Source organism: Streptomyces olivaceoviridis (assembly GCF_014650115.1).
GTDB lineage: Bacteria > Actinomycetota > Actinomycetes > Streptomycetales > Streptomycetaceae > Streptomyces > Streptomyces olivaceoviridis.
In genome coordinates, this window is record NZ_BMUI01000006.1 from 336,111 (window position 1) to 362,140 (window position 26,030).

The following is a 26,030-nucleotide window of genomic DNA, read 5'->3' on the forward strand; positions in this document are numbered from 1 at the left end:
GCGGGCGAACTTTTCCGAGTTCGCCCGCTCTCGCGTGTACCGATCAGTAACCTGATCGTCCGTGACCAGTCGATACAGATCATCCGCCGAGGCCTCCCAGGGCCTCGGTTCGCTTTCGCCCCGCCGCCGTACGGTCGTCAAGGCCGCGGCGGCGACCGCCGTCCTGGCCGGCCCGCTCGCCGCCGCTGCTTCGGCCCGCGCCGCCACGGACACCCCCGCCTTCCTGCACGGTGTCGCCTCCGGCGACCCGCTGCCCGACGGCGTGCTGCTGTGGACCCGGGTGACCCCGGCCCCGGAGGCGATACCGGGTTCGGGGCTCGGCCCGGACACCGAGGTCAGCTGGGTCGTCGCCAGGGACAAGGCGTTCACCAGCATCGTCGCCAAGGGCTCCACCACCGCGACGGCCGCCTCCGACCACACCGTGAAGGCCGACATCCGCGGACTGGAACCGGCCACCGACTACTGGTTTCGCTTCTCGGCCGGCGGCACCGACTCCCCGGTGGCGCGCACCCGCACCGCGCCGGCGGCGGACGCGGACGTCTCCTCCTTGCGCTTCGGCGTGGTCTCCTGCGCCAACTGGGAGGCCGGCTACTTCTCCGCCTACCGCCACCTCGCGGCCCGGAACGACCTCGACGCCTGGCTGCACCTCGGCGACTACATCTACGAGTACAGGTCCGGCGAGTACGGGACCCGGGGCACGGTCGTCCGCCCGCACGCGCCCGCGGGCGAGATCCTCACCCTCGCCGACTACCGGATCCGGCACGCCAGGTACAAGACCGACCCCGACCTCCAGGCCCTGCACCTGAAGGCACCGGTCGTCGCGATCTGGGACGACCACGAGTTCGCCGACAACGCCTGGTCGGGCGGCGCCGTCAACCACACCGAGGGCGCCGAGGGCACCTGGGCGGCCCGTCAGGCCGCCGCGAAGCAGGCGTACTTCGAGTGGATGCCGGTCCGCCCGGCCGTCGCGGGCACCACCTACCGCCGACTGCGCTTCGGCAAGCTCGCCGACCTCTCCCTGCTGGACCTGCGCTCCTTCCGCTCCCAGCAGGCGTCCACGGCCAGCGGCTCGGTGGACGATCCGGACCGCACGCTCACCGGGCGCGCCCAGCTCGACTGGCTGAAGGCCGGTCTGAAGGCCTCCGACACCAGGTGGCGGCTGGTCGGCAACTCGGTGATGATCTCGCCCTTCTCCTTCGGCTCCCTCTCCGCCGACCTGTTCAAGCCGCTCGCCAAGCTGCTCGGACTGCCGCAGGAGGGCATCGCCGCCAACACCGACCAGTGGGACGGCTACACCGACGACCGCCGCGAACTACTGGCCCACCTGCGCTCCAACGCCATCGGCAACACCGTCTTCCTGACCGGTGACATCCACATGGCGTGGGCCAACGACGTCCCGGTGGACGCGGGCACCTACCCGCTGTCGGCGTCGGCCGCCACCGAGTTCGTGGTGACCTCGGTGACCTCCGACAACCTGGACGACATCGTGAAGGTGCCCGAGGGCACCGTCTCGGCGGTCGCCGCGCCGGTCATCAAGGCCGCCAACCGGCACGTCCACTGGGTGGACACCGACCGGCACGGTTACGGCGTGCTCGACATCACCGCGGACCGCGCGCAGATGGACTACTACGCGCTGTCCGACCGCACCGACGCGAACGCCACCTCCAGCTGGGTGCGTTCCTACCGCACCCGCAGCGGCACGCAGAAGGTCGAGCGGACCTACGACCCGGTGTAACCGCCCCGGTCCGGCCGCTCAGCCGAGCGATTCGAGGAAGCCGAGCGCCACCCGCCAGGTGGCCTCGGCGGCCTCCGCGTCGTAGTCCGGCAGCCCGGGGTCGGTGTAGAGGTGCCCGGCCCCGGCGTACCGGTAGACCTCCACATCGGCGCCCGCCCGGCCCATCTGCAGATACCAGGCGCTCAGCCAGTCGTCCGTCTCGAACGGGTCCGGCTCGGCCACGTGCAGCTGCACCGGCAGCTCGTCCACGTGCGCGTTCGGCGCGATGTCCGAGGTGCCGTGCAGGAGCAGCAGCCCGCGCGCCTTGTCGTCGCCGAGGGCCAGGGTCTGGGCGACGGAGGCGCCGAGCGAGAACCCCGCGTACACCAGCCCCCGGTCGGAGTACGGCGCCGCCGCCAGCACGGCCCGCTTGAGCAGCTCCTCCTTGCCGATCCGCTCCTTGAACTCCATGCCCTCCTCGACGGTGTCGAACGTCCGTCCCTCGAAGAGGTCCGGCGTCCACACCTCGTGGCCCGCCGCGCGCAGCCGGTCCGCGGCCTCGCGCACCGCGGGCCTGAGCCCGTAGGTCGAGTGAAAGAGCATGATGTTCATGAGGCCATGGTGCCAGCCGGCTCCGGCAGTGCCGGTGCCGCTGTACCCAGGAACCCGCCGAACTCACATGTTCATGCCCCGCGCACTCCGGTTAGGAGCGGAGGCATGGAGAACGTACTCCGCCCACTGATCGTGCTCGGCGGCACGGTGCTGTTGACCCTGGCCATCGGCTGGGTCACCGACCGGCTGCTGTGCAAGGCCGACGAACGCGACCACGACACCCCCCTGTGGGGGCTGCTGCGCCGTGCCCGCATCCCCTACCAGCTCGTCCTGTGTGCCGCTCTGCTGCGCGGGTCGTACGACCAGGCGAAGCTGCTGGAGCGCCACCAGGTCGGCATCGGCCGGACGCTGACACTGGTGCTGATCGGCTCGGCCGCCTGGCTGGTGATCCGGATCGCCGCGGCGATCGTCGAGACCACCTACAGCCGCTACGCCCGCGTCCACCGCGATGCGGCCCGGGTGCGCCGGGTGCGCACCCAGGTGGAGCTGATCATGCGGGTGGTGTCCGCGATCGTCATCGTCGTGGCCGTCTCGTCGATGCTGCTGACGTTCCCGGCGATGCGCGCGGCGGGCGCCTCCCTGCTGGCTTCGGCGGGCATCATCGCCGCCATCGCCGGTGTCGCCGCCCAGTCGACGCTGTCGAACATGTTCGCCGGGCTCCAGATCGCCTTCGGCGACATGGTGCGCATAGGCGACACCGTCGTGGTCGACGGCGAGTGGGGCACGGTCGAGGAGATCACCCTGACCTTTCTGACGGTACGGACCTGGGACGAGCGCCGGATCACCATGCCGGTGTCGTACTTCACCTCCAAACCCTTCGAGAACTGGTCCCGTGGCACCCCGCAGATGACCGGGATCGTCTACTGGCATCTCGACCACAGCGCGCCGATCGAGGCGATGCGCGAGAAGCTGCGGGACATCCTGCGCGCGTGCCCGGCCTGGGACGGCCGCGCGTGCAACCTCCAGGTGACGGACACCACGCCGAACACCATCCAGGTGCGCGCGCTGGTGACGTCGAAGGACGCCGACGACATCTGGTCGGTACGGGTCACGGTCCGCGAGCAGATGATCAGCTGGCTGTCGGCGGAGCACCCCTACGCGCTGCCCCGGGTGAACACCGCGGAGTCGGTGCTGCCGCCGTCCCGTGTCCCGTCCCCCGACCGCGCGTCCCTGCGCAGGGCCTACGAGTTCCCGCGCACCGGCCGGGGCTGACCGGTCACCGGCCGGGGCCGGCCGCGCCGCTCAACGGCCCCGTTCCGCGCCCCCGTTCACCTGGACGATCTGCGAGGTGACGTGCCCGGCGGCGGGCGAGGCCAGCCAGCGCAGGGTCTCGGCGACGTCCCCCGGTATGCCGGCGCGGCCGGTCGAGGTGTCCGCGATGAGCTTCTCCCGCCGGGCCCCGTCCATGGTGTCGCCGAAGAACTCGGTGTCCTCGACATACCCCGGCGCCACCACGTTCACGGTGATGCCGCGCGGACCCAGCTCCCGGGCCAGGTCGTGGGCGTACGGGTGCAGCCCGGCCTTGGCCGCCGCGTAGGCACCGGTGCCCGAGCCCCGGTAGGCGGCGATGGAACTCAGGAACAGCACCCGGCCCCCGGGCTCGGCGAGCCGGTCCTTCAGCGCCTCGGTGAGGAGCGCGGCGGTCAGGGTGTTCTGCCGGAAGTTGACGGTCCAGTTGTGGGCGACCCGGTCGAGGGGGTCGTCACTGCCGACCGGGGGCTCCAGGTAGCCGGCTCCTCCGGCACTGTTCACGAGCACGTCCACGGTGCCCAGTTCGTCGGCGACGAACCGCGCGACACCGCGGACGTCACCCGGTTCGGCGAGGTCCGCCGCGTAGGTGAGCGCCCCGGGCACACCGGCCTTCTCCAGCACCTCCGCGCGCCGCCCGAGCAACAGCACCCGGTCCCCGTCCGCCGCGAACGCCTTCGCCGCCGCCAGTCCGATGCCCGTACCGCCACCACTGATCACGATGTTGCGAGTCATGATCCGAGAGTAGGAGCGTGAGGCGAACGATGCCGGGAGTTATCCACAGGGTCACCACATTCATATGACTGGCGGGGGCGGCCTTCACGGCTGGTGCGCGGCACTCACCGCAGGCTCCGCACGTCGAGATGCCGGAGCACCCGGTCCACGATCTCCGGGTCCGCCCCCGGTTCGCTCCGCGCCGCCAGGACCTCGTGGCGCGCGGCGCTCAGCATCTCGTTCTGGATGCGCCGCACCCGCTTCAGCCGCTTGGCCCGCTGGTGGTGCGCCTCCCGCCGCTCCTCCTCGCCCATGTCCGGGCTGATCCGGATCCCGATGTCGAAGGCTCGCCGCAGCATCTGCTCGGAGAGCTCCTCGGGCAGCTCCTCCACCTGCTCGATCTCCCGCAGCCGCTGCTTCGCCGCCTTCGCCGCCCGCACCGCCAGCTCCTTCTCGAACTCCTTCTCCCGTTCGGAGTCGGCCCGCACCCCGAGCCGCTTCACCAGCCAGGGCAACGTCAGCCCCTGCACCACCAGCGTGGCGACGATCACCCCGAAGGCGATGAAGACGATCTCGTCCCGGTCGGGGAACGGCGCCCCGGCGTCCGTCTTGAGCGGCACGGCCAGCGCCAGCGCCACCGAGGCCACCCCGCGCATCCCGGACCACCACATCACGACGGTCTCCCGCCAGCTCACCGGGATCTCCTCGTCGTAGTCCCGGCGGGCGTGCAGCCGCTTGGTCAGCCAGGTCGCCGGCAGCAGCCACAGCAGCCGTACGACGACCACCACGCCCACGACGGCCGCCGCCCAGCCGAGCATCTCGCCCCAGCGTCCCTGGGCCGTGCGGACGGCGTTGTGCAGCTCCAGTCCGATGAGTCCGAAGGCGACGCCGGTGACGAGCGTGTCGATGATGTCCCAGAAGGTGTGGCCGGCGAGCCGGGTCATCACGTCGTCGGCGTCGGTGGCGTACTCGGCGAGGAAGAGCGCCGTGGTCAGCACCGCGAGCACCCCGGAGCCGTGCAGCTTCTCGGCGAGCACGTAGGAGGCGTACGGCACCAGCAGGGTCATGCCGATCTGGAGGGTCGGATCGCCGAGCAGGTCCATCAGCTTGTTCGCGCCCCAGCCCAGCACCAGGCCCACGGCCACCGCGACGACGGCGGACAGCACCAGGTCCAGACCGGCCCGCCAGGGCGAGAACGCACCGCTCACGGCCGCGGCGATGGCCACGTGGTACAGCACGATGGCGGTGACGTCGTTGAAGAGGCCCTCGCCCTCCAGGATCGACACCAGGCGGCGCGGCAGCCCGAGCTGTCCGGCGACGCTGGTCGCGGCGACCGGGTCGGGCGGCGCGATCAGGGCACCCAGTGCGACGGCGGCAGCGATCGGCAGCCCCGGCACGATGGCGTTGGCGACGAACGCGACGCACACCGTCGTGACGAACACCAGGGCCACGGCCAGCAGGAAGATCGGCCGGAGGTTGGCCGCGAACTGCCGCCAGGAGGTCCGGCGGACGGCGGCGTAGAGCAGCGGTGGCAGCAACCCGGGCAGGATCAGGTCCGGCGGGATGTCCACGTTGGGCACGAATTCGGCCACGGCCAGGACCCCGCCGAACAGGGTCATCAGCACCGGCGCCGGCACCCCGAACCGGTCCCCCACCGGGACACTCACCAGGGCCCCGAGCAGAAGGACGAACAACAGAGCCAGCTGATCCACGGACGGCGCTCCGGGAGTCGACGATCACACGGCAGACCTCAAGCCTGCCACGACGCCCGCGACCCGGCGTACCGACGCCTTGGCGCCCGCGTGCCCCGGCGCGGAGTCGCGCGGGCGGCGGCTCCCCCGGCTACAGGGCCCGGCGCATCGCCCGGTGCGGTATGCCCGCGTCCGGGAACTCGGGGCCGTACGCCTCGTAGCCGAGCCGCGCGTAGAAACCCAGGGCGTGGGTCTGCGCGTGCAGGTCCACCGCCGTGAGGCCACGCGCGCGGGCCGCGTCCTCGATGGCGCGCACCAGGGCCGCGCCGACGCCGAGCCCACGGGCCTCCCGGGAGACGGCGAGCCGGCCCAGCGAGCCCACCGCCGGGTCCCCGCCGGTCTTCGCGACCGCCACCTCGCCGTGCAGCAGGCGCCCGGTGCCCAGCGGCACCCCGTCCTCGCGGACCGCCAGCACATGGACGGCCACGGCGTCGTAGGCGTCGTACTCGATGTCCTCGGCCACGCCCTGCTCGGCCACGAAGACCTCCTTGCGGACCGCGAAGCAGGCCTCGCGGTCGGCGGGGTCCTCGGCGACCCGAACGGTGTGGGCGGGGCTCACGCCCATGTCTCCTCCCGCACCTGGTCGAGTGCCTGCTGGAGGTCCTCGGGGTAGTCGCTCTCGAACTCCACCCAGGAGCCGTCGCCGGGGTGCTCGAAGCCGAGGCGTACGGCGTGCAGCCACTGGCGGGTCAGGCGCAGCCGCTTGGCGAGGGTGGGGTCGGCGCCGTAGGTGAGGTCGCCGACGCACGGGTGGCGGTGGGCGGCCATGTGGACGCGGATCTGGTGGGTGCGGCCCGTCTCCAGCTTGACGTCCAGCAGGGAGGCGGCACGGAAGGCCTCGATGAGGTCGTAGTGGGTCACCGAGGGCTTGCCGTCGGCCGTGACCGCCCACTTGTAGTCGTGGTTCGGGTGGCGGCCGATCGGGGCGTCGATGGTGCCGCTCGTCGGGTCCGGGTGGCCCTGGACCAGGGTGTGGTAGCGCTTGTCGACCGTGCGCTCCTTGAACTGGCGCTTGAGCGAGGTGTACGCGTACTCCGACTTGGCGACCACCATCAGGCCCGACGTGCCGACGTCCAGGCGGTGCACGATGCCCTGGCGCTCGGCGGCGCCGGAGGTGGAGATCCGGTACCCGGCGGCGGCGAGACCGCCGATGACGGTGGGGCCGGACCAGCCCGGCGACGGGTGCGCGGCCACGCCGACCGGCTTGACGATCACGACCACGTCATCGTCGTCGTGCACGATCTCCATGCCCTCGACCGGCTCGGCGACCACCTGCACCGGCGCGGGCGCCTGCGGCATCTCGACCTCAAGCCAGGCGCCGCCGCGCACCCGCTCGGACTTGCCGACCACCGCGCCGTCGACCTGCACCTTGCCGGCCGCGGCCAGCTCCGCCGCCTTCGTGCGGGAGAAGCCGAACATGCGGGAGATGGCTGCGTCGACGCGCTCGCCCTCCAGGCCGTCGGGCACGGGCAGGGTACGGATCTCGGGAATCGTGCTCACCCGTCGAGTATGCCGGACGGGCCGGACGGCTCCGCACGAGCCTGTGGAAAACCCGGACGGACCCCGGGATCAGTCCTTGTGGACCGTGCCGTCGGGGTCCAGGCCGCGGAAGGACAGCAGCACGATCAGGATGCCGCCGCACACGATGGCCGAGTCGGCGAGGTTGAACACCGCGAAGCCCTTGGGCGCGATGAAGTCCACCACCTCGCCCTCGAAGACGCCCGGCGCCCGGAAGATCCGGTCGGTGAGGTTGCCGAGCGCGCCGCCGAGCAGCAGGCCGAGCGCGACCGCCCACGGGAAGCTGTACAGCTTGCGGGCCAGGCGGATGATCACGACGATCACGGCCGCGGCGATCAGCGTGAAGATCACCGTGAAGGCCGCGCCGAACCCGAAGGCGGCACCCGGGTTGCGGATCGCGTGCAGCTCCAGCAGGTCACCGACGACCTGGATGGGCGCGTGCCCCTCCAGACGGGACACGACGAGCATCTTGCTGATCAGGTCGAGGGCGTACGCGAACACGGCCACCGCGAACAGCACGGCGATCCGGCGCCCCCGGCCGGTCCGCCCCGCCGTGGTCCCCTGCCCGCCCGCGCCGGCCTCCCCGGACGCACCGACCGCGCCGGTGCCGGCGGGTGCCCCGGCCGCCGCCGTGTGCTCGCCGCCGTCGTCCGGGGTGTCCGGCGTACCGATGATCCGCTCCGCCTCTGCCACGTGAGTCCCTCAACCTAGGTGCCTGACTGAGCACGAGACTACGGCACGCCCTGAGGGCCCCTCACGCTCAGGAGCGGCGTTCCTGCTTCTGCTTGCACTCCACGCACAGCGTGGCCCTCGGGAACGCCTGCATCCGGGCCTTCCCGATGGGGTTGCCGCAGTTCTCGCACAGGCCGTAGGTACCCGCGTCGAGCCGTTCCAGGGCACGCTCGGTCTGGACGAGCATCTCGCGCGCGTTGGCGGCCAGCGCCAGCTCGTGCTCGCGCGTGATGTTCTTGGTGCCGGTGTCGGCCTGGTCGTCGCCGGCGCCGTCCCCGGAGTCCCGCATCAGGCCGACCAGGGACGCCTCGGACGAGCTGATCTCCTCCCGCAGCCGCTCCAGCTCGGACTGCAACGCCGCGCGGGCCTCGTCGACCTCTTCCGCGGTCCAGGGATCCTCGCCGGGGCGTACCGCCAGTTCGCCGGGCTCCACCGCGCCGAGCCGCGCCTTGGGAACGGCGGTCTGCTCCGCCGTGGCCGTGCCAGGAGTCTTCTTCGCAACCACCGTCGTGGCTCCCGTCTGCTTCGCGGCCCGCGCCGCGCCCGCGTCCTTGGTCGTGCTCTTGTCGGCCGTCTCCTTCACCGCGGCCTTCTCGGCCGCGGCCTTCCTGGGGGCGGCCTTCTTGGCGACGGCCTTCTTGCCGACCGTTTCTTCGGCCACCGTCTCCTCGGCGGCCGTTTGGCTCATCGCGGACTTCTCCGCCGCGGCCGTCCGCTGGGCGGCCGGCCTCTTCGTGGCCGTCTTCTTCATCGCGGACTTCTCCGCCCCGGCCGTCCTCCCGGCCGCCGCGTCCTTCCCAGCCGCCTCCTTCACGGCGTCCTTCACGGCCCTCACGGCCCTCACGGCCTTCGCGGCCTTCGCGGCCGACTTCTTGCCGACCGTCCTGCCGGGGTCCGTCCGGTCGGCCGCCGTCGCCCTGGTGGCCGCCTTGGTGCCCACGTCCTCCTTCGCGGCCGTTCTGCAGGCAGTCTCCTTCACCGCCGCCTTCTTCGCAGCAGCGTTCTTCCCGGCGGCCTTCTTCTCAGCCGTCTTCTTCGCGACCTTCCCCGTAGCGGCCGATTTCCTGCCGACGACCGCCTTGGTGCCCACCGCTTTCGTGCCCACCGCTTTCGTGGCCACCGCCTTCTCGGCCACCGCCTTCGTGGCAGCCGTCTGTGTGGCGGCCGTCCTGCCCGGGGCCGTCTTCTCGGTGGCAGGCCTCGCGCCGGTCTTCCCGGTCGCCGGCTGCTGTACGGCGGTCTTCTTCGCCACCATGGCCGCGGCCCCTTCACATATTGTGATCTTGCTCGCGAATCGTGCTGGGACGATAAATCGACTTGAGTCCCGCGGCAACGGGGCACACCGCCCGATTCGCCCGCCCGCACCCCCCGAGCCACGGGCATGCATCCGTTGTGCCCAGCTCCCGGCCGGGTAATCCGCCGGGCCGGACCCACGGCGACCCCGGCGCCCCCTCCCCTCGCCATTCGGGTCACACGGCCCGGCCGGAGAGCCCCGCCCCCGCCGCGCGGAAAACCGGTCCGCCGCTGTCCGCGCGGCGCCGTACACTGGGCGGAGCGAGAAGCGTGGATGGGGACGAGTAGCGGCGTACGCAGCCCAGAGCGACCCGGGGACGGTGTGAGCCCGGGGGCGAGCGCGACGTGAAGATCACCCCGGAGCCGCCGGAAGAAAGCCGCAGCCGCAGGGCCGCGGCGAGTAGAACCGGCTTCGCGACCCCAATGAGGGGGCTCACCGGCGCGTACGGCGTGGCGGGGAGCCAAGGAGGGTGGTACCGCGGGAGCGCGCCGCACACGGCGTAGACAGGAACGAAGGCTCTCGTCCCTCCGACGGAAGGCAGCAAGTCCGTTGGAGGATGCTCGCAGATGACAGCGCCGACGTACCGCCAGGTGCCCGCACAGGTCGACCTGCCCGCTCTTGAGCACGCCGTGCTCGACTTCTGGCGCGAGCAGAAGATCTTCGCCAAGAGCCTGGAGCAGTCCGAGGGCCGCCCGGAATGGGTGTTCTACGAGGGCCCGCCCACCGCGAACGGCATGCCCGGCGCCCACCACATCGAGGCCCGCGTCTTCAAGGACGTCTTCCCCCGCTTCCGCACCATGCGCGGCTACCACGTGGCCCGCAAGGCGGGCTGGGACTGCCACGGCCTGCCCGTCGAGCTGGCCGTCGAGAAGGAGCTGGGCTTCTCCGGCAAACCGGACATCGAGGCTTACGGCATCGCCGAGTTCAACGCCAAGTGCCGCGAGTCCGTGACCCGGCACACCGACGCGTTCGCCGAGCTGACGACCCGCATGGGCTACTGGGTCGACCTGGACGACGCCTACCGGACCATGGACCCCGACTACGTGCAGTCGGTGTGGTGGTCGCTGAAGCAGATCTTCGACAAGGGGCTCCTCACCCAGGACTACCGGGTCGCCCCCTGGTGCCCGCGCTGCGGCACCGGCCTGTCCGACCACGAGCTGGCGCAGGGCTACGAGACGGTCGTCGACCCGTCGGTGTACGTCCGTTTCCCGCTCACCTCCGGTCCGCTCGCCGGCCAGGCCGCCCTCCTGGTGTGGACGACGACCCCCTGGACCCTGGTGTCCAACACGGCGGTCGCCGCGCACCCGGAGGTGACCTACGTGGTCGCCACCGACGGCGAGGAGAAGCTCGTCGTCGCCGAGCCGCTGGTCGCCAAGGCGCTCGGCGAGGGCTGGGAGACCACGGGCCAGACCTTCACCGGCGCCGAGATGGAGCGCTGGACGTACCAACGTCCGTTCGAGCTGGTGGAGTTCCCGGCCCCGGCGCACTTCGTCGTGAACGCCGAGTACGTCACCACCGACGACGGTACGGGCCTGGTGCACCAGTCCCCGGCCTTCGGTGAGGACGACCTCAAGGTCTGCCGCTCCTACGGCCTGCCGGTCGTGAACCCGGTCCGCCCGGACGGCACCTTCGAGGAGGACCTCCCGCTGGTCGGCGGTGTCTTCTTCAAGAAGGCGGACGAACAGCTCACCGAGGACCTGAACCAGCGCGGCCTGTTGTTCAAGCACCTGCCGTACGAACACAGCTACCCGCACTGCTGGCGCTGCCACACCGCGCTGCTCTACTACGCGCAGCCCTCCTGGTACATCCGCACGACGGCCATCAAGGACCGGCTCATCCAGGAGAACGAGAAGACCAACTGGTTCCCGGAGACGGTCAAGCACGGCCGGTACGGCGACTGGCTGAACAACAACATCGACTGGGCGCTGTCCCGCAACCGCTACTGGGGCACCCCGCTGCCGATCTGGCGCTGCGAGGAGGACCACCTCACCTGCGTCGGCTCCCTCACCGAGCTGAGCGAGCTGACCGGCACCGACCAGTCGGGCCTCGACCCGCACCGCCCGTACATCGACGAGGTCACCTTCGCCTGCCCGCACGAGGGCTGCGGCGCGACGGCCACGCGCGTGCCGGAGGTCATCGACGCCTGGTACGACTCGGGCTCGATGCCGTTCGCGCAGTGGGGCTACCCGTACAAGAACAAGGAGCTGTTCGAGAGCCGGTACCCGGCGCAGTTCATCTCCGAGGCGATCGACCAGACCCGTGGCTGGTTCTACACGCTGATGGCCGTCGGCACGCTCGTCTTCGACCAGTCGTCGTACGAGAACGTCGTCTGCCTGGGCCACATCCTGGCCGAGGACGGCCGCAAGATGTCCAAGCACCTGGGCAACATCCTCCAGCCGATCCCGCTCATGGACCAGCACGGCGCGGACGCGGTGCGCTGGTTCATGGCGGCCGGCGGCTCCCCGTGGGCCGCGCGCCGGGTGGGCCACGGCACCATCCAGGAGGTCGTCCGCAAGACGCTGCTGACCTACTGGAACACGGTCGCCTTCCAGGCCCTGTACGCCCGTACGTCGAACTGGGCGCCGTCCGCGGCGGACCCGGCGCCGGCCGAACGGCCGGTGCTGGACCGCTGGCTGCTGTCCGAGCTGCACGCGCTCACCGACCAGGTGACGCAGGCACTGGAGGCGTATGACACCCAGCGCGCCGGCAAGCTGCTGTCCGCGTTCGTCGACGACCTGTCGAACTGGTACGTCCGCCGTTCCCGCCGCCGTTTCTGGCAGGGCGACAAGGCCGCGCTGCGCACGCTGCACGAGGTGCTGGAGACGGTCACCAAGCTGATGGCGCCGATCACCCCGTTCATCACCGAGCGGGTGTGGCAGGACATGGTCGTTCCCGTCACCCCGGGCGCGCCGGAGTCCGTGCACCTGGCCACCTGGCCGCAGGCGGACCTGTCGGCGATCGACCCGGAGCTGTCGAAGCAGATGGTCCTGGTCCGCCGGCTGGTGGAGCTGGGCCGTGCCACGCGCGCGGAGTCCGGGGTCAAGACGCGTCAGCCGCTGTCGCGGGCGCTGATCGCGGCGACCGGGTTCGAGGCCCTGGACCGGGAGCTGCACGCGCAGATCACGGAGGAGCTGAACGTCGAGGGCCTGGCGTCGCTCAGCGAGGTCGGCGGCAGCCTGGTCGACACGACCGCGAAGGCCAACTTCCGGGCGCTCGGCAAGCGGTTCGGCAAGCGGGTGCAGGACGTGGCGAAGGCGGTCGCCGCCGCCGACGCCGCCGCGCTGTCCCTCGCCCTGCGCGAGGGCACGGCCTCCGTGGAGGTCGACGGTGAGACGGTCGCCCTCGCTCCGGACGAGGTGATCATCACGGAGACCCCGCGCGAGGGCTGGTCGGTGGCCTCCGACTCCGGTGCCACGGTGGCGCTGGACCTGGAGATCACCGAGGAGCTGCGGCAGGCGGGCCTGGCCCGTGACGCGATCCGGCTGATCCAGGAGGCCCGCAAGAACAGCGGACTGGATGTCGCCGACCGGATCGCGCTGCGCTGGACGTCCACGGACCCGGCTGTGGTCGCGGCCCTCATCGAGCACGCGGGGCTGATCGCCGACGAGGTCCTGTCGACCGACTTCGGCCAGGGTGAGGCCGACGACAGCTTCGGTGAGCCGTTCACCGACGAGGGGCTGTCCCTCACGTTCCGGCTGCGCAAGGCGTAAGCGCCGAGCGGTTCGAAGAAGGGCCCGGTCTCCCCCAGGGAGGCCGGGCCCTTCGTTCATGGTTCCGTCCGCATGCAACCCGCGTAAAAAGGGCGGGCCCCCAGGACCGAAGTCCGGGGGGCCCGCCCTATCAGACGCTGCCGACGCCGTTGTCGTACTGGTGTCCGGTGCTCAGTTGTCGTCCTCGTCGATCAGGAACCCACGCATCGGCGAGGGAGCCTGACCCATCGGGGACGGACCCTGCGGGCGGACCGGCGCCATGGGCTGGGTCATGGCCGGGGTCATCTGCTGCTGACCGCCGTAGGACGGGGCGGACGACGAGGGGTTGCCGCCCATCGTCTGGTTGCCACCGTAGGACGGTGCGCTCGCGCCGGCCGGGGCCATGGAGGGCGCCGGGGACGGCGGCAGGGACGCGGCGGCCGGGGTGCGCGGCGGGGCCAGCGAGTCGTCGGCCTGGGTCTCCAGCTGACGCAGCTGCGACTCCAGGTACGACTTCAGGCGCGTGCGGTACTCGCGCTCGAAGCCGCGCAGGTCCTCGACCTTGCGCTCCAGCGTGGCGCGGGCGGACTCCAGGGAGCCCATGGCGACGCGGTGCTTCTCCTGCGCGTCCCGCTCCAGGGCGTCGGCCTTGGCACGGGCGTCACGCTCCAGACCCTCGGCGCGGCTGCGGGCCTCGCCGACGATCTTGTTGGCCTCGGAGCGGGCCTCGGCGATCGCCTGGTCGGCGGTCTGCTGGGCCAGCGAGAGGACACGGGCGGCGCTGTCGCCACCGGGGCCCTGACCGGGGCCGCCCATCGGACCGCCCATGGGGCCACCCATGGGACCGCCCATCGGGCCGCCCATCTGCTGCTGCATGGGCGGCTGTCCGCCCATCGGGCCCTGACCCATCGGACCCTGGCCCATCGGACCCTGGCCCATCGGGCCGGGACCCTGCGGGCCGCCCTGACCGCCGGGGCCGGCGGGCAGCTGCGGGGCACCGCTCGGCAGCTGGGGCGGACCACCCATGGGGCCACCCATCTGCTGCTGCGGCGGGCCCGATATCCCGGCGGGCACCGGAGCGCCGGGACCTCGCATGCCCTGCTGCTGCGGGTGCTGCTGCTGGTCCTGCTCCGGGGGCTTGCGCGCGTTCTGCTGGTTCTGCGCGGCGGCACGGGTGGCCGCGGCCAGCTTGGCGCGCAGGTCCTCGTTCTCGCGGAGCAGACGGGTCAGTTCGGCTTCGACCTCGTCGAGGAAGGCATCGACCTCGTCCTCGTCATAGCCTTCTCGGAGGCGGACGGTCGTGAACTGCTTGTTCCGCACGTCCTCGGGGGTCAACGGCATCTCTTCACCTCAACGTAGTCATCGGCAGTCGGCAAGACCGGATCGTCCCCATCCTCATCTCACGAAGCTCTGCGCGACGGCGATGAGAATGTAGACGATGATCATCAGTACGAAGAAGGACAGGTCGAGCGCCACGCCCCCGAGACGCAGCGGCGGGATAAACCGCCGCAGAAGCTTCAGCGGTGGATCGGTGACAGTGTAGGTGGCCTCCAGTACGACCACCATCGCCTTGCCGGGTTGCCACGAGCGGGCGAACTGGAAAACGTAGTCCATGACGAGCCGGAAGATGAGCACGACGAGGAACACCATCAGCGCGATGTAGATCACCTGCGCGAACACGCTCATGGCTTGTGGTTCCCTCTCCCCTGTTCCGTGCTCTTCCGTGCTTCGATCCGGTCGTACGTCTCAGCTCTGGTTGAAGAACCCGCCCTCTGCGATGCGGGCCTTGTCCTCCGCCGTGACATCGACGTTAGCAGGAGACAACAGGAACACCTTCTGCGTCACCCGCTCGATGCTGCCGTGAAGACCAAACACCAAACCGGCCGCAAAGTCGACAAGTCGCTTGGCGTCTGTGTCATCCATCTCAGTCAGATTCATGATCACCGGGGTGCCCTCACGGAAGTGTTCCCCGATGGTACGGGCCTCGTTGTAGGTCCGCGGGTGAAGCGTGGTGATCCGGTAAGGCTCTCGTTCCGACACGACCTTGGGCATGATCACCGGCGCGTTCTTCTCCAGGGACTGACGTTCTTGTGTGATGGATGCCACGGGCGCGATCCGCGCCGGACGTCCGGATTCCGCGGCGAGCGAAGTCGAACGGGCCACCGGTTCGCGAGGCGCGGGCGGTTGTACGATTCGCACCTCTTCGTCCCTTTGGGACTGGTGTGCACCGTGCGACTGGTGCGACGGCTCGTGCCGTCGGTGGTCCCGCTCGGGCTCCGGGTCCAACTCGGGCTCGAAGTCGTCGTCGGGGTCGAATCCGCGGCCGTCGTACCCATCGTCCTCCACGAGGCCGAGGTAGACCGCCATCTTGCGCATCGCGCCGGCCATGCTCTGAGTCCTCCGCTCTGTGGTGGATCGACTGACGACTGCCAAGTGCCCGCGATCCACGTGGTCGTTGTGCCCGTCTTGGCGCGCACTGACCATATTTTCTGCTGTGGTCCGACTTCCTGGCGACGTTACCCGAGCCTGGGGCGGACTCCGAGTACCGCGGTGCCGACGCGCACATGTGTCGCACCGGCGGCCACGGCCTGTTCGAGGTCCGCGCTCATCCCTGCCGACACCATGGTTGCAGCCGGATGAGCCCGGCGCAGGTCAGTCGACAAAACCACCAGGCGCTCGAACGCCGCCTGTTCGCGTCCCGCGTACTCCCCGGTGAGCGGAGCGACGGTCATCAGTCCGTCGAGCCGCAGTCCGGGCGCCTCGGCGACCAGGTCGGCCAACTCTTCGATTCCTTCCGGGCCCACGCCACCGCGGTCGCCCCTGCCGCTCGCTCCGGCGTCGAGCGCGACCTGGATGAGACAGCCCACCTCGCGCTCCGCCCGCACCGCCTCCCTCGACAGCGCGGCGACGAGCCGCGAACGGTCGACCGACTGCACGACATCGGCGTAACCGACCACGGAACGCACCTTGTTGGTCTGCAACTGACCGACAAAGTGCCATTTCAGGGGCAGATCCGCACAGGCGGCGGCCTTCGGGGCAGCGTCCTGGTCGCGGTTCTCGGCGACATGGCGCACACCGAGTTCCGACAGGATCCGCACATCGCTCGCCGGATAGGTCTTGGTGACCACGATCAGGGTCACCTCCTCCCGCGCGCGCCCGGCCGCCGCGCACGCGGCGGTGATGCGCTCCTCCACCTTCGCCAGATTCGCGGCGAGTTCGGTCTTACGGTCCGTCATGCCCCATCAGTCCAGCCAGACATAGCCCGCGAGCCGCCCGGTGGCGCGCTCGCGGCGGTACGAGAAATGGTCGTCCGACTCCAGCGTGCACACCGGCGCCTGCGCCCGGTCGCACACCCCGAGCCGGTCGAGCTGCGCGTGCACCCCGGCGCTCACATCGAGCGCCGGCGTGCCCCAGCTCGTCTCGGCGTGCGCCGCCGGCTCGACGGCGGCCACCTCGGCGCGCATCGCCTCCGGCACCTCGTAGCACCGGCCGCACACGGACGGGCCGCTGCGGGCCACGATCCGGCGCGCCTCGGCACCGAGTTCGACCATGGCGCGCACGGCGGCGGGGACGACCCCCTTGACCATGCCGGGCCGGCCGGCGTGGGCCGCCGCGACGATCCCGGCGACGGGGTCGGCCAGCAGCACCGGCACGCAGTCGGCGGTGAGGACGGCGAGGGCGAGCCCGCGCCGGGCGGTGACGATCGCGTCGACCTCCGGCACCGGGTTCCCCGCACCCCACGGCTCGTCCACCACGGCGACGTCGGCGCCGTGCACCTGGTTCATCCAGACGACCCGGCCGGGGTCCAGGCCGAGCGACTTGGCCGCCAGCTCCCGGTTGCCCCGTACCGCCTCGGGCGCGTCGCCTACCGCGCCGCCGAGGTTCAGCTCCTCATACGGAGCGGCGCTCACCCCGCCCCACCGGTCGGTGAAGGCGAAGTGCGCGCCGCTCACGCTCTCGCGCTGTCCTATCACTTGAGGAAGTCCGGGACGTCCAGTTCCTCGGCCGCGCTGTCCGAGTAGGTCCGGGGCGCCGGCGGCACCGGCGGGGCGACCGGGATCTCGGTCACCGGCTCGGGCGCCGGCTCCGGCTCCTCCTTCGGCTTGACGCTGCCCAGCGAGCCGAAGGACGGACGGCTCGGCTCGCTCGGCCGGGCCGGAGCGGGCTCCTCGCGGCGGGCGGGGGCCGGTCCGGAGGCCGTGCCGAGGACGTTGTCCCGGCGGGCGGGCGGCTGGCCGCCGTCGAAGCCGGCCGCGATCACGGTGACCCGGACCTCGTCGCCGAGGGCGTCGTCGATGACCGCGCCGAAGATGATGTTGGCCTCGGGGTGGGCGGCCTCGCTGACCAGTTGGGCGGCCTCGTTGATCTCGAACAGGCCGAGGTCGGAGCCGCCGGAGATGGAGAGCAGCACGCCGCGGGCGCCGTCGATGGACGCCTCCAGCAGCGGCGAGGAGATCGCCATCTCGGCCGCGGCCACCGCGCGGTCGTCGCCGCGGGCCGAGCCGATGCCCATGAGGGCCGAACCGGCCTCGGACATGACCGACTTGACGTCGGCGAAGTCGAGGTTGATCAGGCCGGGGGTGGTGATGAGGTCGGTGATGCCCTGAACACCGGAGAGTAGGACCTGGTCGGCGGACTTGAAGGCGTCCAGGACCGAGACCTGGCGGTCCGAGATGGACAGCAGCCGGTCGTTCGGGATGACGATGAGGGTGTCGACCTCTTCGCGGAGTTCGGCGATGCCGTCCTCGGCCTGGTTCGCGCGGCGCCGTCCCTCGAAGGTGAACGGGCGGGTGACCACGCCGATGGTGAGGGCGCCCAGCGAGCGCGCGATGTTGGCCACGACGGGCGCGCCGCCGGTGCCGGTGCCGCCGCCTTCACCGGCCGTCACGAAGACCATGTCGGCCCCCTTGAGGACCTCCTCGATCTCCTCGCGGTGGTCCTCGGCGGCCTTGCGGCCGACGGCCGGGTTGGCTCCGGCGCCGAGTCCGCGGGTGAGTTCGCGGCCGACGTCGAGTTTGACGTCGGCGTCGCTCATCAACAGCGCCTGTGCGTCGGTGTTGATGGCGATGAACTCGACGCCCTTGAGACCGACCTCGATCATCCGGTTGATGGCATTGACACCACCGCCGCCGACACCGATGACCTTGATGACTGCGAGGTAGTTCTGCGGTGCTGCCACGTCGAAGGCCTCTCGCCTCGAATTACGTTGTCGCCGCCGTGCGGTGCCCCGCGCCGGGACGACAGATGCCGAATGGGACGGTCCGTAACGCCGACCCGAACCCTAACCCTGAAGTTTAGGGTTACCAGTGTGTCTGTTCCCTGGAGTCTTCTGAACAGGACACTAAGTCGACAAGTGGCGCCCGTTCAACGAACACGCCGAACCTCCCGTTTTTCTTTTCACCCTATGTGATCAGCCGTAGCGGTGCCCAACCAGGGTGCTGGCCTGCGCGGATGTGCGTCAACTGCCCGATGACGCAGGGGCGGTGGGGACGCTGACATCGAAGTGCCGCGCGCCGGGAGATGCTTTCATGAGAGCCGTGAGGGCCCGTGCCTTGGCGCGGCCCTGCTCGCCGCTGCCCCACTCGACGGTGCGGCCTCCGGCCAACTCCAGCGTGATGTCGTCGTAGGTGCGCACGTGGACGCTCCGGGCGGTCTTGGCCACGGCGGCCGGCAGGTCCCCCGCGACCCGGACCGCCTCGCGTACCAGCCGGTCGGTGCCGAAGCGCCGGAAGCTGGCGGCGCCCGGACCCGTCCGGGACGCGGACAGGCGCAGCATCGGAACGCCGTTCGGCGCCTGCGCGACCGTGGCGAAGCGGACGCCGTCGTCGTCGACTTCGACGAAGTCCGCGCCCTTTCGGATGAGCAGAACCGGAGTGCGCTCGATCACTTTCAGGCTGATTTCGTGCGGCCAGGAACGAACCACTTCTACGGTGTCAATCCGGGGCAATTTCCGGCGAAGTCGGGCTTCGATGGCACCCATGTCGGCGGAAATCATCGGTTTCCCGACAGGCACGGCCGCCGCCCGGCGCACCTCGGCCGGCGTCAGCACGCGCGTGCCCGACACCGAGACGTGCTCGACGCGCAGCCACGTCGAGCCGTACAAGACCCAGACGGAACCGGCGCCGAGGAGCACGAGGAGGGCGGCCAGGGCGGCGATCGCGCGAAGGCGCCGCCGGCCCGGCCCGCGGGCGGGCGGCGGGCCGGACGACTCCTGCTGGCGTTCACCGCGCTCGGCGGTGGAGGGTCCGGCCACGCTGCTCACTGCCCTTTCGTCATACGGTCCTATCGGCGCGAGGCGATCGCCTCGTACACCATGCCGACGAGCAGGTCGTCGGCGTCCCGGCGGCCGAACTCACTCGCCGCGCGGGACATCTCGTACAACCGGTGCGGGTCGGCGAGCACGGGCAGCACGTTCTGCTGCACCCACTCGGGGGTCAGGTCCGCGTCGTCGACGAGGAGCCCGCCGCCGGCCTTGACCACCGGCTGGGCGTTGAGCCGCTGTTCGCCGTTGCCGATGGGCAGCGGGACGTACGCGGCCGGGAGTCCGACGGCGGAGAGTTCGGCGACGGTCATCGCGCCCGCGCGGCAGAGCATCATGTCGGCCGCCGCGTACGCGAGGTCCATCCGGTCCAGGTAACTTACCGGGATGTAGGGGGGCATTCCCGGCATCTGCTGCACCTGCGGCAGTTCGTTCTTCGGGCCGACCGCGTGCAGGATCTGGATGCCGGCCTGCTGGAGCCACGGGGCGACCGCCTGGGTCACCTCGTTCAGCCGCCGGGCGCCCTGCGATCCGCCGGAGACGAGCAGCGTGGGCAGGTTGGGGTCGAGGCCGAAGCGGTGGCGGGCCTCGGGGCGGACGGCGGCGCGGTCCAGCGTGGCGATGGAGCGGCGCAGCGGGATGCCGATGTAACGGGCGTCACGCAGCTTGCTGTCCGGGGTGGAGACGGCGACCCGGGCCGCGTACCGCGAGCCGATCTTGTTGGCCAGGCCCGGACGGGCGTTGGCCTCGTGGATCACGATGGGCACGCCGAGGCGCTTGGCGGCCAGATAGCCGGGCAGGGCGACATAGCCGCCGAAGCCGACCACGCAGTCCGCCTTGGTGCGCTCCAGGATCTGCTCGGCCGCCTTGATCGTGCCGCGCAGCCGGCCCGGGACGGTGATCAGCTCGGGGGTGGGCTTGCGCGGCAGCGGCACCGCCGGGATCAGCGCCAGCTCGTAGCCGCGCTCCGGGACGAGCCGGGTCTCCAGGCCGCGCTCCGTGCCCAGGGCCGTGATCCCCACGGTCGGGTCCTGCCTGCGCAGGGCGTCCGCGAGGGCGAGCGCGGGCTCGATGTGGCCGGCGGTCCCCCCACCGGCGAGTACGACATGCACCGAAATTCACCGCTCTCCGGACGAACGCGCCGCCGAGGCACGCCGTCGCATCGTGTTCCATCTCCGAGGAGCTCCGGTTGGCCTTTTGACGGGCACTGGATCTCCCGCCCGCTTTCTACCAAAGCGAGGTTGCCGCATCGCAAGCGCTGCCCGCGCAGCGGGCTCGTCGCGCGCGAAGGCGATCAGCAGCCCGATGGCGAACATGGCCGGCAGCAGGGCGGACCCTCCGTAGGAGAACAGCGGGAGGGGGACACCGGCGATCGGCAGCAGACCGAGCACCGCACCGATGTTGATCACCGCCTGGGCGGTGATCCAGGTGGTCACGCCTCCCGCGGCATACCTCACGAAGGGGTCCTCCGTGCGTCCGGCCACGCGGATACCCGCATAGCCTAGAGCCGCGAACAGGGCGAGCACCGACAGCGTCCCCGCCAGGCCCAGTTCCTCACCGGTGACGGCGAAGATGAAGTCGGTGTGCGCTTCCGGGAGTTGGCCCCATTTTTCCACACTCGCGCCGAGTCCGGAGCCGAAGAGTCCGCCGGAGGCCAGGGCGTAGATGCCGTGCACGGCCTGCCAGCAGTCGGCGACCCCGGCCTTGGGCTCGGTGGCACCGATGCAGGCGAGGCGGGCCATCCGGTTGGGGCTCGTCTTGATGAGCGTCACACCGATCAGGCCGGCGACGGACAGCACGCCCGCGAACAGCCGGGTCGGGGCGCCCGCCAGCCAGAGCAGGCCGAAGAGGATCGCCGTGAGGATGATCGCGGTGCCCATGTCGCCGCCGAGCATGATCAGCCCGAGCAGCAGGAACGCGACCGGGACCAGCGGCACCAGCATGTGCTTCCACTGGGTCAGCAGCTTCCTCTCGTGCTTGCGGGCGATCAGGTCCGCGCCCCACAGCACCAGGGCGAGCTTGCCGAACTCGCTGGGCTGGATCTGGAAGGAGCCGCCGAGGGAGATCCAGTTCTGGTTGCCGTTGACCGCCATCCCTATCCCGGGCACCTGCACCAGGGCCATCAGGAAGACGGCGCCGGCGAGGATCGGGTAGGCCAGCGCCCGGTGCAGCTTCACCGGCATGCGGGAGGCGGCGAACAGCAGTGCGCCGCCGATCAGCGCGGCGAGGAACTGCTTACGGAAGAAGTACGACCCGGGCAGCGACAGCTGGAGCGCGGTGATCTGGGAGGCCGAGTAGACCATCACCAGGCCCAGCACGGTGATCAGCACACTGCCGCCGACGATCAGGTAGTAGGCGGTCAGCGGCCGGTCCCAGGCCCTGCGCGCGCGTGTGTAGAGCCGTTGAACGGGGTTCTCGCGCGGGGGCCGGGGAACGGCGGAGCGCGGGCGCCGGGACGCCCGCTGCACGGGTGGCCGGCCGGTACGGCTACTGGGCATCGGCGCCTCCGCTGAACGTCGACCGTCCCACGCGTCCCTCCCAAGATCCGCCCGGCAGGCGGCCGGGGTCAGGCGCCGAGTTCGCGGACCGCCGCCGCGAACGCGTCACCGCGCTGGTTGTAGTTGGTGAACATGTCCATGGAGGCACAGGCCGGGGCCAGCAGCACCGTGTCGCCGGGCTGAGCCAGCCGCTTCGCTTCCGTCACCGCCTGGAGCATCGCCCCAGTGTCGGTCCGGTCGAGGTCGACCACGGGTACTTCCGGCGCGTGTCGCGCGAGGGCGTCCCGGATCAGGGCGCGGTCGGCACCGATCAGGACGGCACCGCGAAGCCGCTTCGCCGACCTGGCGACCAGCTCGTCGAAGGTCGCGCCCTTCGCCAGACCACCCGCGATCCATACGATCGGTTCATATGACGCCAACGATGCTTCCGCGGCGTGGGTATTGGTCGCCTTGGAGTCGTCCACGTACGCGACCCCGTCGACGTCGGCGACGTGCGCGATGCGGTGGGCGTCCGGGCGGAAGGCCCGCAGACCGTCCCGTACGGCGCTCGCGGGCACCCCGAAGGCGCGGGCGAGGGCGGCGGCGGCGAGGGCGTTGGCGATGTTGTGCGGCGCGGGCGGGTCGACGTCGGAGACCTCGGCCAGCTCCTGCGCGTTCTTCTGCCGGTTCTCGACGAAGGCCCGGTCGACCAGGATGCCGTCCACGACGCCGAGTTGGGAGGGGCCGGGCGTGCCGAGCGTGAACCCGACGGCACGGCAGCCCTCTTCGACGTCGGCCTCGCGCACGAGGTCCTCGGTGGCCTTGTCGGCGACGTTGTAGACGCAGGCGACCTGGTTGCCCTCGTAGATGCGGCCCTTGTCGCGCGCGTACGCCTCCATGGAGCCGTGCCAGTCCAGGTGGTCCGGCGCGAGGTTGAGGACCGCCGCGGAGTGCGCCCGCAGGGAGGGCGCCCAGTGGAGCTGGTAGCTGGACAGCTCCACGGCGAGGACGTCGTAGTGCTCCTCGCCGAGGACCGCGTCCAGCAGGGAGACGCCGATGTTGCCCACGGCGGCCGTGCGCAGGCCCGCCGCCTTCAGGATGGAGGCGAGCATCTGGACGGTCGTGGTCTTGCCGTTGGTGCCCGTCACCGCCAGCCAGGGGGCCGCGTCGGGGCCGCGCAGCCGCCAGGCCAGCTCCACGTCGCCCCAGACCGGCACACCGGCCTTCCCGGCGGCGAGGAACAGCGGCTTGTCCGGCTTCCAGCCGGGCGCGGTGACGATCAGCTCGGTGCCTTCCGGCAGGGTCTCGCCGTCGCCGAGGCGCACGGTGATGCCGAGCGCCTCCAGCTCCGCGGCCTGTTCCCGCGCGCGTGCGTCGTCGCCGTCGTTGACGACGGTGACGATCGCCCCGCGCGCGTGCAGCGCTTTCGCCGCCGGGACGCCGGAGACGCCGAGCCCGGCGACGGTGACGTGCTTGCCCTGGAAGTCGGAAGGCCCAGAAGGCACCGAGGAGGTCACTTGTCCGCTGCCCATCCCGCGTAGAAGAGGCCCAGTCCGACGATCACACAGATGCCCTGGATGATCCAGAATCGGACCACCACCAGGACCTCGGACCAGCCCTTGAGTTCGAAGTGGTGCTGGAGCGGTGCCATGCGGAAGACGCGCTTGCCGGTGAGCCGGAAGGAGCCGACCTGGATGACGACCGACATGGTGATGAGGACGAACAGGCCGCCCATGATGGCCACCAGCAGCTCCGTGCGGGAGAGGATGGCCAGGCCGGTGAGGACACCGCCGAGGGCGAGCGAGCCGGTGTCGCCCATGAAGATCTTCGCCGGCGAGGTGTTCCACCACAGGAAGCCGAGGCAGGCGCCCATCAGCGCGGAGGCGACGACCGCGAGGTCGAGCGGGTCGCGCACCTCGTAGCAGGCGCCGGGGTTGGTCAGGGTGCCCGCGTTGGCGCAGGACTCCTGGAACTGCCAGACGCCGATGAAGGTGTAGGCGCCGAAGACGAGCACGGAGGCGCCGGTGGCCAGACCGTCCAGACCGTCGGTGAGGTTCACGCCGTTCGACATCGCGAGGATCATGAACAGCGCCCAGACGACGAACAGCACCGGGCCGATGGACCAGCCGAAGTCGGTGATGAACGACAGCTTGGTGGAGGCCGGGGTGTTGCCGCGGGCGTCGGAGAACTGGAGCGACAGCACGGCGAAGGCGATGCCGACGATCAGCTGGCCGGCCATCTTGGCCTTGGCCCGCAGGCCCAGCGAGCGGCGCTTGACGATCTTGATGTAGTCGTCGAGGAAGCCGACCAGGCCCATGCCGAACATCAGGCCGAGGACCAGCAGCCCGGAGTAGGTGGGCGGGTAACCGGTGATGAGCTTGCTCAGGAAGTACGCGGCGATCGTCGCCAGGATGAAGGCGATACCGCCCATGGTCGGCGTACCGCGCTTGCTGGCGTGCTCGCGCGGGCCGTCGTCACGGATGTACTGGCCGTAGCCCTTGCGGGCGAGGAGCTTGATCAGCAGCGGGGTGCCGACCAGCGTCAGGAAGAGGCCAATGACTCCTGAGAACAGGATCTGCTTCATCATCGGGCGGCAACCTCACCCTCGGCACCGGTCTCGACGAGCGCCTGGGCGACGCTCTCCAGACCCACCGAACGGGACGCCTTCACGAGCACGACGTCCCCCGGGCGCAACTCGCTGCGCAACAGGTCGATCGCCGCCTGTGCGTCGGACACGTGCACCGACTCCTCACCCCACGAACCCTCGTTATATGCGCCCAATTGCAGCCAGGAGGCCTCAATCCCCCCGACGGCGACGAGCTTGCTGACGTTGAGCCGGACGGCGAGCCGTCCGACGGCGTCGTGCTCGGCGAGCGCCTCGTCCCCCAGCTCGGCCATCTTGCCGAGCACCGCCCACGTGCGGCGCCCCTTGCCCATGGCCGCGAGCGCCCTGAGGGCGGCCCGCATGGACTCGGGGTTGGCGTTGTAGGCGTCGTTGACGATGGTCACGCCGTCCGGGCGCTCGGTGACCTCCATGCGCCAGCGGGAGAGGGAGCCCGCCTCGGAGAGCGCGGTGGCGATCTCTTCCGCGGACATGCCCAGCTCATGGGCGACGGCGGCCGCGGCGAGCGCGTTCGACACGTGGTGCTCACCGTACAGGCGCATCGTCAGATCACTTGCACCGGAGGGTGTGTGAAGCGTGAAGGAGGGCTGTCCGCTGTCCGTGAGTCGTACGTTCTCGGCCCGTACGTCCGCTTCGGCCGACTCTCCGAAAAGGACCACCTTCGCCTTGGTACGGGAGGCCATGGCCCGCACCAGCGGGTCGTCGGCGTTGAGGACCGCCACGCCGCCCTCCTCCGCCGGGGGAAGGGCCTCCACGAGTTCGCCCTTGGCCTGGGCGATCTGCTCACGTCCGCCGAACTCGCCGATGTGGGCGGTGCCGACGTTGAGCACCAGGCCGATCCTCGGCGGGGTGAGACCGGTGAGGTAGCGGATGTGCCCGATGCCCCGGGCGCCCATCTCCAGCACGAGGAACCGTGTCTCCTCGGTGGCGGACAGGGCGGTCAGCGGCAGCCCGATCTCGTTGTTGAGCGAGCCGGGCGTGAACACCGTCGGCGCCTTGCGCCGCAGCACCTGGGCGATGAGGTCCTTGGTGCTGGTCTTGCCGGCCGAGCCGGTCAGGGCGACGAGGGTCGCGCCGAGCCGGCGTACGACGTGCCGGGCGAGGGCGCCGAGGGCCGTCTGGACGTCCTCGACGACGATCGCGGGAACGCCGACCGGGCGGGAGGCCAGCACGGCCACCGCGCCGGCCTCGGTCACCGCCCGGGCGTAGTCGTGGCCGTCCACGCGCTCGCCGACGAAGGCGGCGAACAGGCTGCCGGGCACCACCTCGCGGGAGTCCCGGACGACCGGTCCCGTGACCTGCACGGACGGATCCGGTATGTCGTGCGTCTGCCCGCCGACGACTGCTGCGATCTCGGCGAGGGAGAGGGCGATCACAAGTTCATCCCCTGGGTCTTCTG

General features: G+C 71.0%; 22 protein-coding genes. 3 read left to right on the plus strand and 19 right to left on the minus strand.

Annotation, left to right across the window (positions count from 1 at the left end):
- The first annotated feature begins 61 nt into the window (after positions 1-61).
- Entirely contained in the window at positions 62-1,735 is a 1,674-nt protein-coding gene (locus tag IE273_RS14845) for an alkaline phosphatase D family protein (RefSeq protein ID WP_189815630.1), read from the plus strand.
- A gap of 18 nt (positions 1,736-1,753) precedes the next feature.
- Here the strand turns inward: IE273_RS14845 and IE273_RS14850 are convergent, their stop codons facing one another.
- On the minus strand, positions 1,754-2,326 hold the full coding sequence (locus tag IE273_RS14850; RefSeq protein WP_189815631.1) for a dienelactone hydrolase family protein: 573 nt from the start codon (positions 2,324-2,326) through the stop codon (positions 1,754-1,756).
- 105 nt (positions 2,327-2,431) lie between these two features.
- Between IE273_RS14850 and IE273_RS14855 the strand changes: the two genes are divergently transcribed.
- The gene (locus IE273_RS14855; RefSeq protein ID WP_189815632.1) at positions 2,432-3,538 is read left to right on the plus strand and encodes a mechanosensitive ion channel family protein; all 1,107 of its coding nucleotides are present in this window, start codon (positions 2,432-2,434) and stop codon (positions 3,536-3,538) included.
- A 30-nt stretch (positions 3,539-3,568) separates the two neighbouring features.
- Here IE273_RS14855 and IE273_RS14860 read toward each other — a convergent pair whose 3' ends face one another.
- The 6 genes from IE273_RS14860 to IE273_RS14885 all read right to left on the minus strand — a co-directional run bounded on the left by IE273_RS14860 (position 3,569) and on the right by IE273_RS14885 (position 9,544).
- Positions 3,569-4,309, minus strand: a complete 741-nt coding sequence (locus IE273_RS14860) for an SDR family NAD(P)-dependent oxidoreductase (protein ID WP_189815633.1) — start codon at positions 4,307-4,309, stop codon at positions 3,569-3,571.
- Positions 4,310-4,413: 104 nt separating this feature from the next.
- On the minus strand, positions 4,414-6,000 hold the full coding sequence (locus IE273_RS14865) for a Na+/H+ antiporter (RefSeq protein ID WP_189815634.1): 1,587 nt from the start codon (positions 5,998-6,000) through the stop codon (positions 4,414-4,416).
- A 130-nt stretch (positions 6,001-6,130) separates the two neighbouring features.
- Positions 6,131-6,604 carry a GNAT family N-acetyltransferase gene (locus IE273_RS14870; RefSeq protein WP_189815635.1) on the minus strand — a complete coding sequence of 158 codons (474 nt, stop codon included), beginning with the start codon at positions 6,602-6,604 and terminating at the stop codon, positions 6,131-6,133.
- Positions 6,595-7,539, minus strand: a complete 945-nt coding sequence (locus IE273_RS14875; protein WP_189815636.1) for an RluA family pseudouridine synthase — start codon at positions 7,537-7,539, stop codon at positions 6,595-6,597. Before IE273_RS14875 ends, IE273_RS14870 begins: the two co-directional genes overlap by 10 nt.
- A gap of 69 nt (positions 7,540-7,608) precedes the next feature.
- Positions 7,609-8,250, minus strand: a complete 642-nt coding sequence (gene lspA, locus IE273_RS14880; RefSeq protein WP_189815637.1) for a signal peptidase II — start codon at positions 8,248-8,250, stop codon at positions 7,609-7,611.
- Positions 8,251-8,317: 67 nt separating this feature from the next.
- The gene (locus IE273_RS14885; protein ID WP_189815638.1) at positions 8,318-9,544 is read right to left on the minus strand and encodes a TraR/DksA family transcriptional regulator; all 1,227 of its coding nucleotides are present in this window, start codon (positions 9,542-9,544) and stop codon (positions 8,318-8,320) included.
- A gap of 605 nt (positions 9,545-10,149) precedes the next feature.
- On the opposite strand from IE273_RS14885, the gene ileS reads away from it, so the two are divergent.
- Positions 10,150-13,293, plus strand: coding sequence for an isoleucine--tRNA ligase (gene ileS, locus IE273_RS14890; protein WP_189815639.1), 3,144 nt, complete (start codon positions 10,150-10,152; stop codon positions 13,291-13,293).
- A gap of 171 nt (positions 13,294-13,464) precedes the next feature.
- On the opposite strand, the gene IE273_RS14895 is transcribed toward ileS, so the two are convergent.
- The 12 genes from IE273_RS14895 to IE273_RS14950 form a co-directional block, all read right to left on the minus strand.
- The gene (locus IE273_RS14895) at positions 13,465-14,613 is read right to left on the minus strand and encodes a DivIVA domain-containing protein (RefSeq protein WP_189815640.1); all 1,149 of its coding nucleotides are present in this window, start codon (positions 14,611-14,613) and stop codon (positions 13,465-13,467) included.
- A 54-nt stretch (positions 14,614-14,667) separates the two neighbouring features.
- Positions 14,668-14,958 carry a YggT family protein gene (locus IE273_RS14900; RefSeq protein ID WP_189815641.1) on the minus strand — a complete coding sequence of 97 codons (291 nt, stop codon included), beginning with the start codon at positions 14,956-14,958 and terminating at the stop codon, positions 14,668-14,670.
- Positions 14,959-15,018: 60 nt separating this feature from the next.
- Positions 15,019-15,660 (minus strand): cell division protein SepF, encoded by a 642-nt coding sequence (locus IE273_RS14905; protein ID WP_030642042.1) that lies wholly within the window; start codon positions 15,658-15,660, stop codon positions 15,019-15,021.
- 128 nt (positions 15,661-15,788) lie between these two features.
- Positions 15,789-16,508, minus strand: coding sequence for a YggS family pyridoxal phosphate-dependent enzyme (locus IE273_RS14910; RefSeq protein ID WP_189815642.1), 720 nt, complete (start codon positions 16,506-16,508; stop codon positions 15,789-15,791).
- A 6-nt stretch (positions 16,509-16,514) separates the two neighbouring features.
- The gene (pgeF, locus tag IE273_RS14915; RefSeq protein ID WP_189815643.1) at positions 16,515-17,246 is read right to left on the minus strand and encodes a peptidoglycan editing factor PgeF; all 732 of its coding nucleotides are present in this window, start codon (positions 17,244-17,246) and stop codon (positions 16,515-16,517) included.
- Positions 17,243-18,451, minus strand: coding sequence for a cell division protein FtsZ (ftsZ, locus tag IE273_RS14920; RefSeq protein ID WP_189815644.1), 1,209 nt, complete (start codon positions 18,449-18,451; stop codon positions 17,243-17,245). The genes pgeF and ftsZ overlap by 4 nt, the downstream gene beginning before the upstream one ends.
- A 279-nt stretch (positions 18,452-18,730) precedes the next feature.
- Positions 18,731-19,525: a cell division protein FtsQ/DivIB gene (locus IE273_RS14925; protein WP_189815715.1), complete on the minus strand. Its 795-nt coding sequence runs from the start codon at positions 19,523-19,525 to the stop codon at positions 18,731-18,733.
- Positions 19,526-19,554: 29 nt separating this feature from the next.
- On the minus strand, positions 19,555-20,643 hold the full coding sequence (gene murG / locus IE273_RS14930; protein WP_189815645.1) for an undecaprenyldiphospho-muramoylpentapeptide beta-N-acetylglucosaminyltransferase: 1,089 nt from the start codon (positions 20,641-20,643) through the stop codon (positions 19,555-19,557).
- 6 nt (positions 20,644-20,649) lie between these two features.
- Complete coding sequence (gene ftsW, locus IE273_RS14935; protein WP_189815646.1) at positions 20,650-22,029, minus strand: putative lipid II flippase FtsW; 1,380 nt, start codon at positions 22,027-22,029, stop codon at positions 20,650-20,652.
- A gap of 68 nt (positions 22,030-22,097) precedes the next feature.
- Entirely contained in the window at positions 22,098-23,540 is a 1,443-nt protein-coding gene (gene murD, locus IE273_RS14940) for a UDP-N-acetylmuramoyl-L-alanine--D-glutamate ligase (RefSeq protein WP_189815647.1), read from the minus strand.
- Positions 23,522-24,592, minus strand: a complete 1,071-nt coding sequence (mraY, locus tag IE273_RS14945; RefSeq protein ID WP_030347870.1) for a phospho-N-acetylmuramoyl-pentapeptide-transferase — start codon at positions 24,590-24,592, stop codon at positions 23,522-23,524. The genes murD and mraY overlap by 19 nt, the downstream gene beginning before the upstream one ends.
- On the minus strand, positions 24,592-26,007 hold the full coding sequence (locus tag IE273_RS14950) for a UDP-N-acetylmuramoyl-tripeptide--D-alanyl-D-alanine ligase (protein ID WP_189815648.1): 1,416 nt from the start codon (positions 26,005-26,007) through the stop codon (positions 24,592-24,594). The genes mraY and IE273_RS14950 overlap by 1 nt, the downstream gene beginning before the upstream one ends.
- Positions 26,008-26,030 lie beyond the last annotated feature (23 nt).

What these genes read in the sequence shown, in the direction of transcription:
- IE273_RS14855 (WP_189815632.1), top strand. Translation starts at nt 2,432, where the DNA reads ATGGAGAACGTACTCCGCCCACTGATCGTGCTCGGCGGCACGGTGCTG.
- IE273_RS14870 (WP_189815635.1), bottom strand. Translation starts at nt 6,604, where the DNA reads ATGGGCGTGAGCCCCGCCCACACCGTTCGGGTCGCCGAGGACCCCGCC.
- mraY (WP_030347870.1), bottom strand. Translation starts at nt 24,592, where the DNA reads ATGAAGCAGATCCTGTTCTCAGGAGTCATTGGCCTCTTCCTGACGCTG.
- IE273_RS14895 (WP_189815640.1), bottom strand. Translation starts at nt 14,613, where the DNA reads ATGCCGTTGACCCCCGAGGACGTGCGGAACAAGCAGTTCACGACCGTC.
- IE273_RS14850 (WP_189815631.1), bottom strand. Translation starts at nt 2,326, where the DNA reads ATGAACATCATGCTCTTTCACTCGACCTACGGGCTCAGGCCCGCGGTG.
- murD (WP_189815647.1), bottom strand. Translation starts at nt 23,540, where the DNA reads ATGGGCAGCGGACAAGTGACCTCCTCGGTGCCTTCTGGGCCTTCCGAC.
- IE273_RS14900 (WP_189815641.1), bottom strand. Translation starts at nt 14,958, where the DNA reads ATGAGCGTGTTCGCGCAGGTGATCTACATCGCGCTGATGGTGTTCCTC.
- IE273_RS14885 (WP_189815638.1), bottom strand. Translation starts at nt 9,544, where the DNA reads ATGGTGGCGAAGAAGACCGCCGTACAGCAGCCGGCGACCGGGAAGACC.
- IE273_RS14860 (WP_189815633.1), bottom strand. Translation starts at nt 4,309, where the DNA reads ATGACTCGCAACATCGTGATCAGTGGTGGCGGTACGGGCATCGGACTG.
- IE273_RS14905 (WP_030642042.1), bottom strand. Translation starts at nt 15,660, where the DNA reads ATGGCCGGCGCGATGCGCAAGATGGCGGTCTACCTCGGCCTCGTGGAG.
- ftsW (WP_189815646.1), bottom strand. Translation starts at nt 22,029, where the DNA reads ATGCCCAGTAGCCGTACCGGCCGGCCACCCGTGCAGCGGGCGTCCCGG.
- IE273_RS14910 (WP_189815642.1), bottom strand. Translation starts at nt 16,508, where the DNA reads ATGACGGACCGTAAGACCGAACTCGCCGCGAATCTGGCGAAGGTGGAG.
- ileS (WP_189815639.1), top strand. Translation starts at nt 10,150, where the DNA reads ATGACAGCGCCGACGTACCGCCAGGTGCCCGCACAGGTCGACCTGCCC.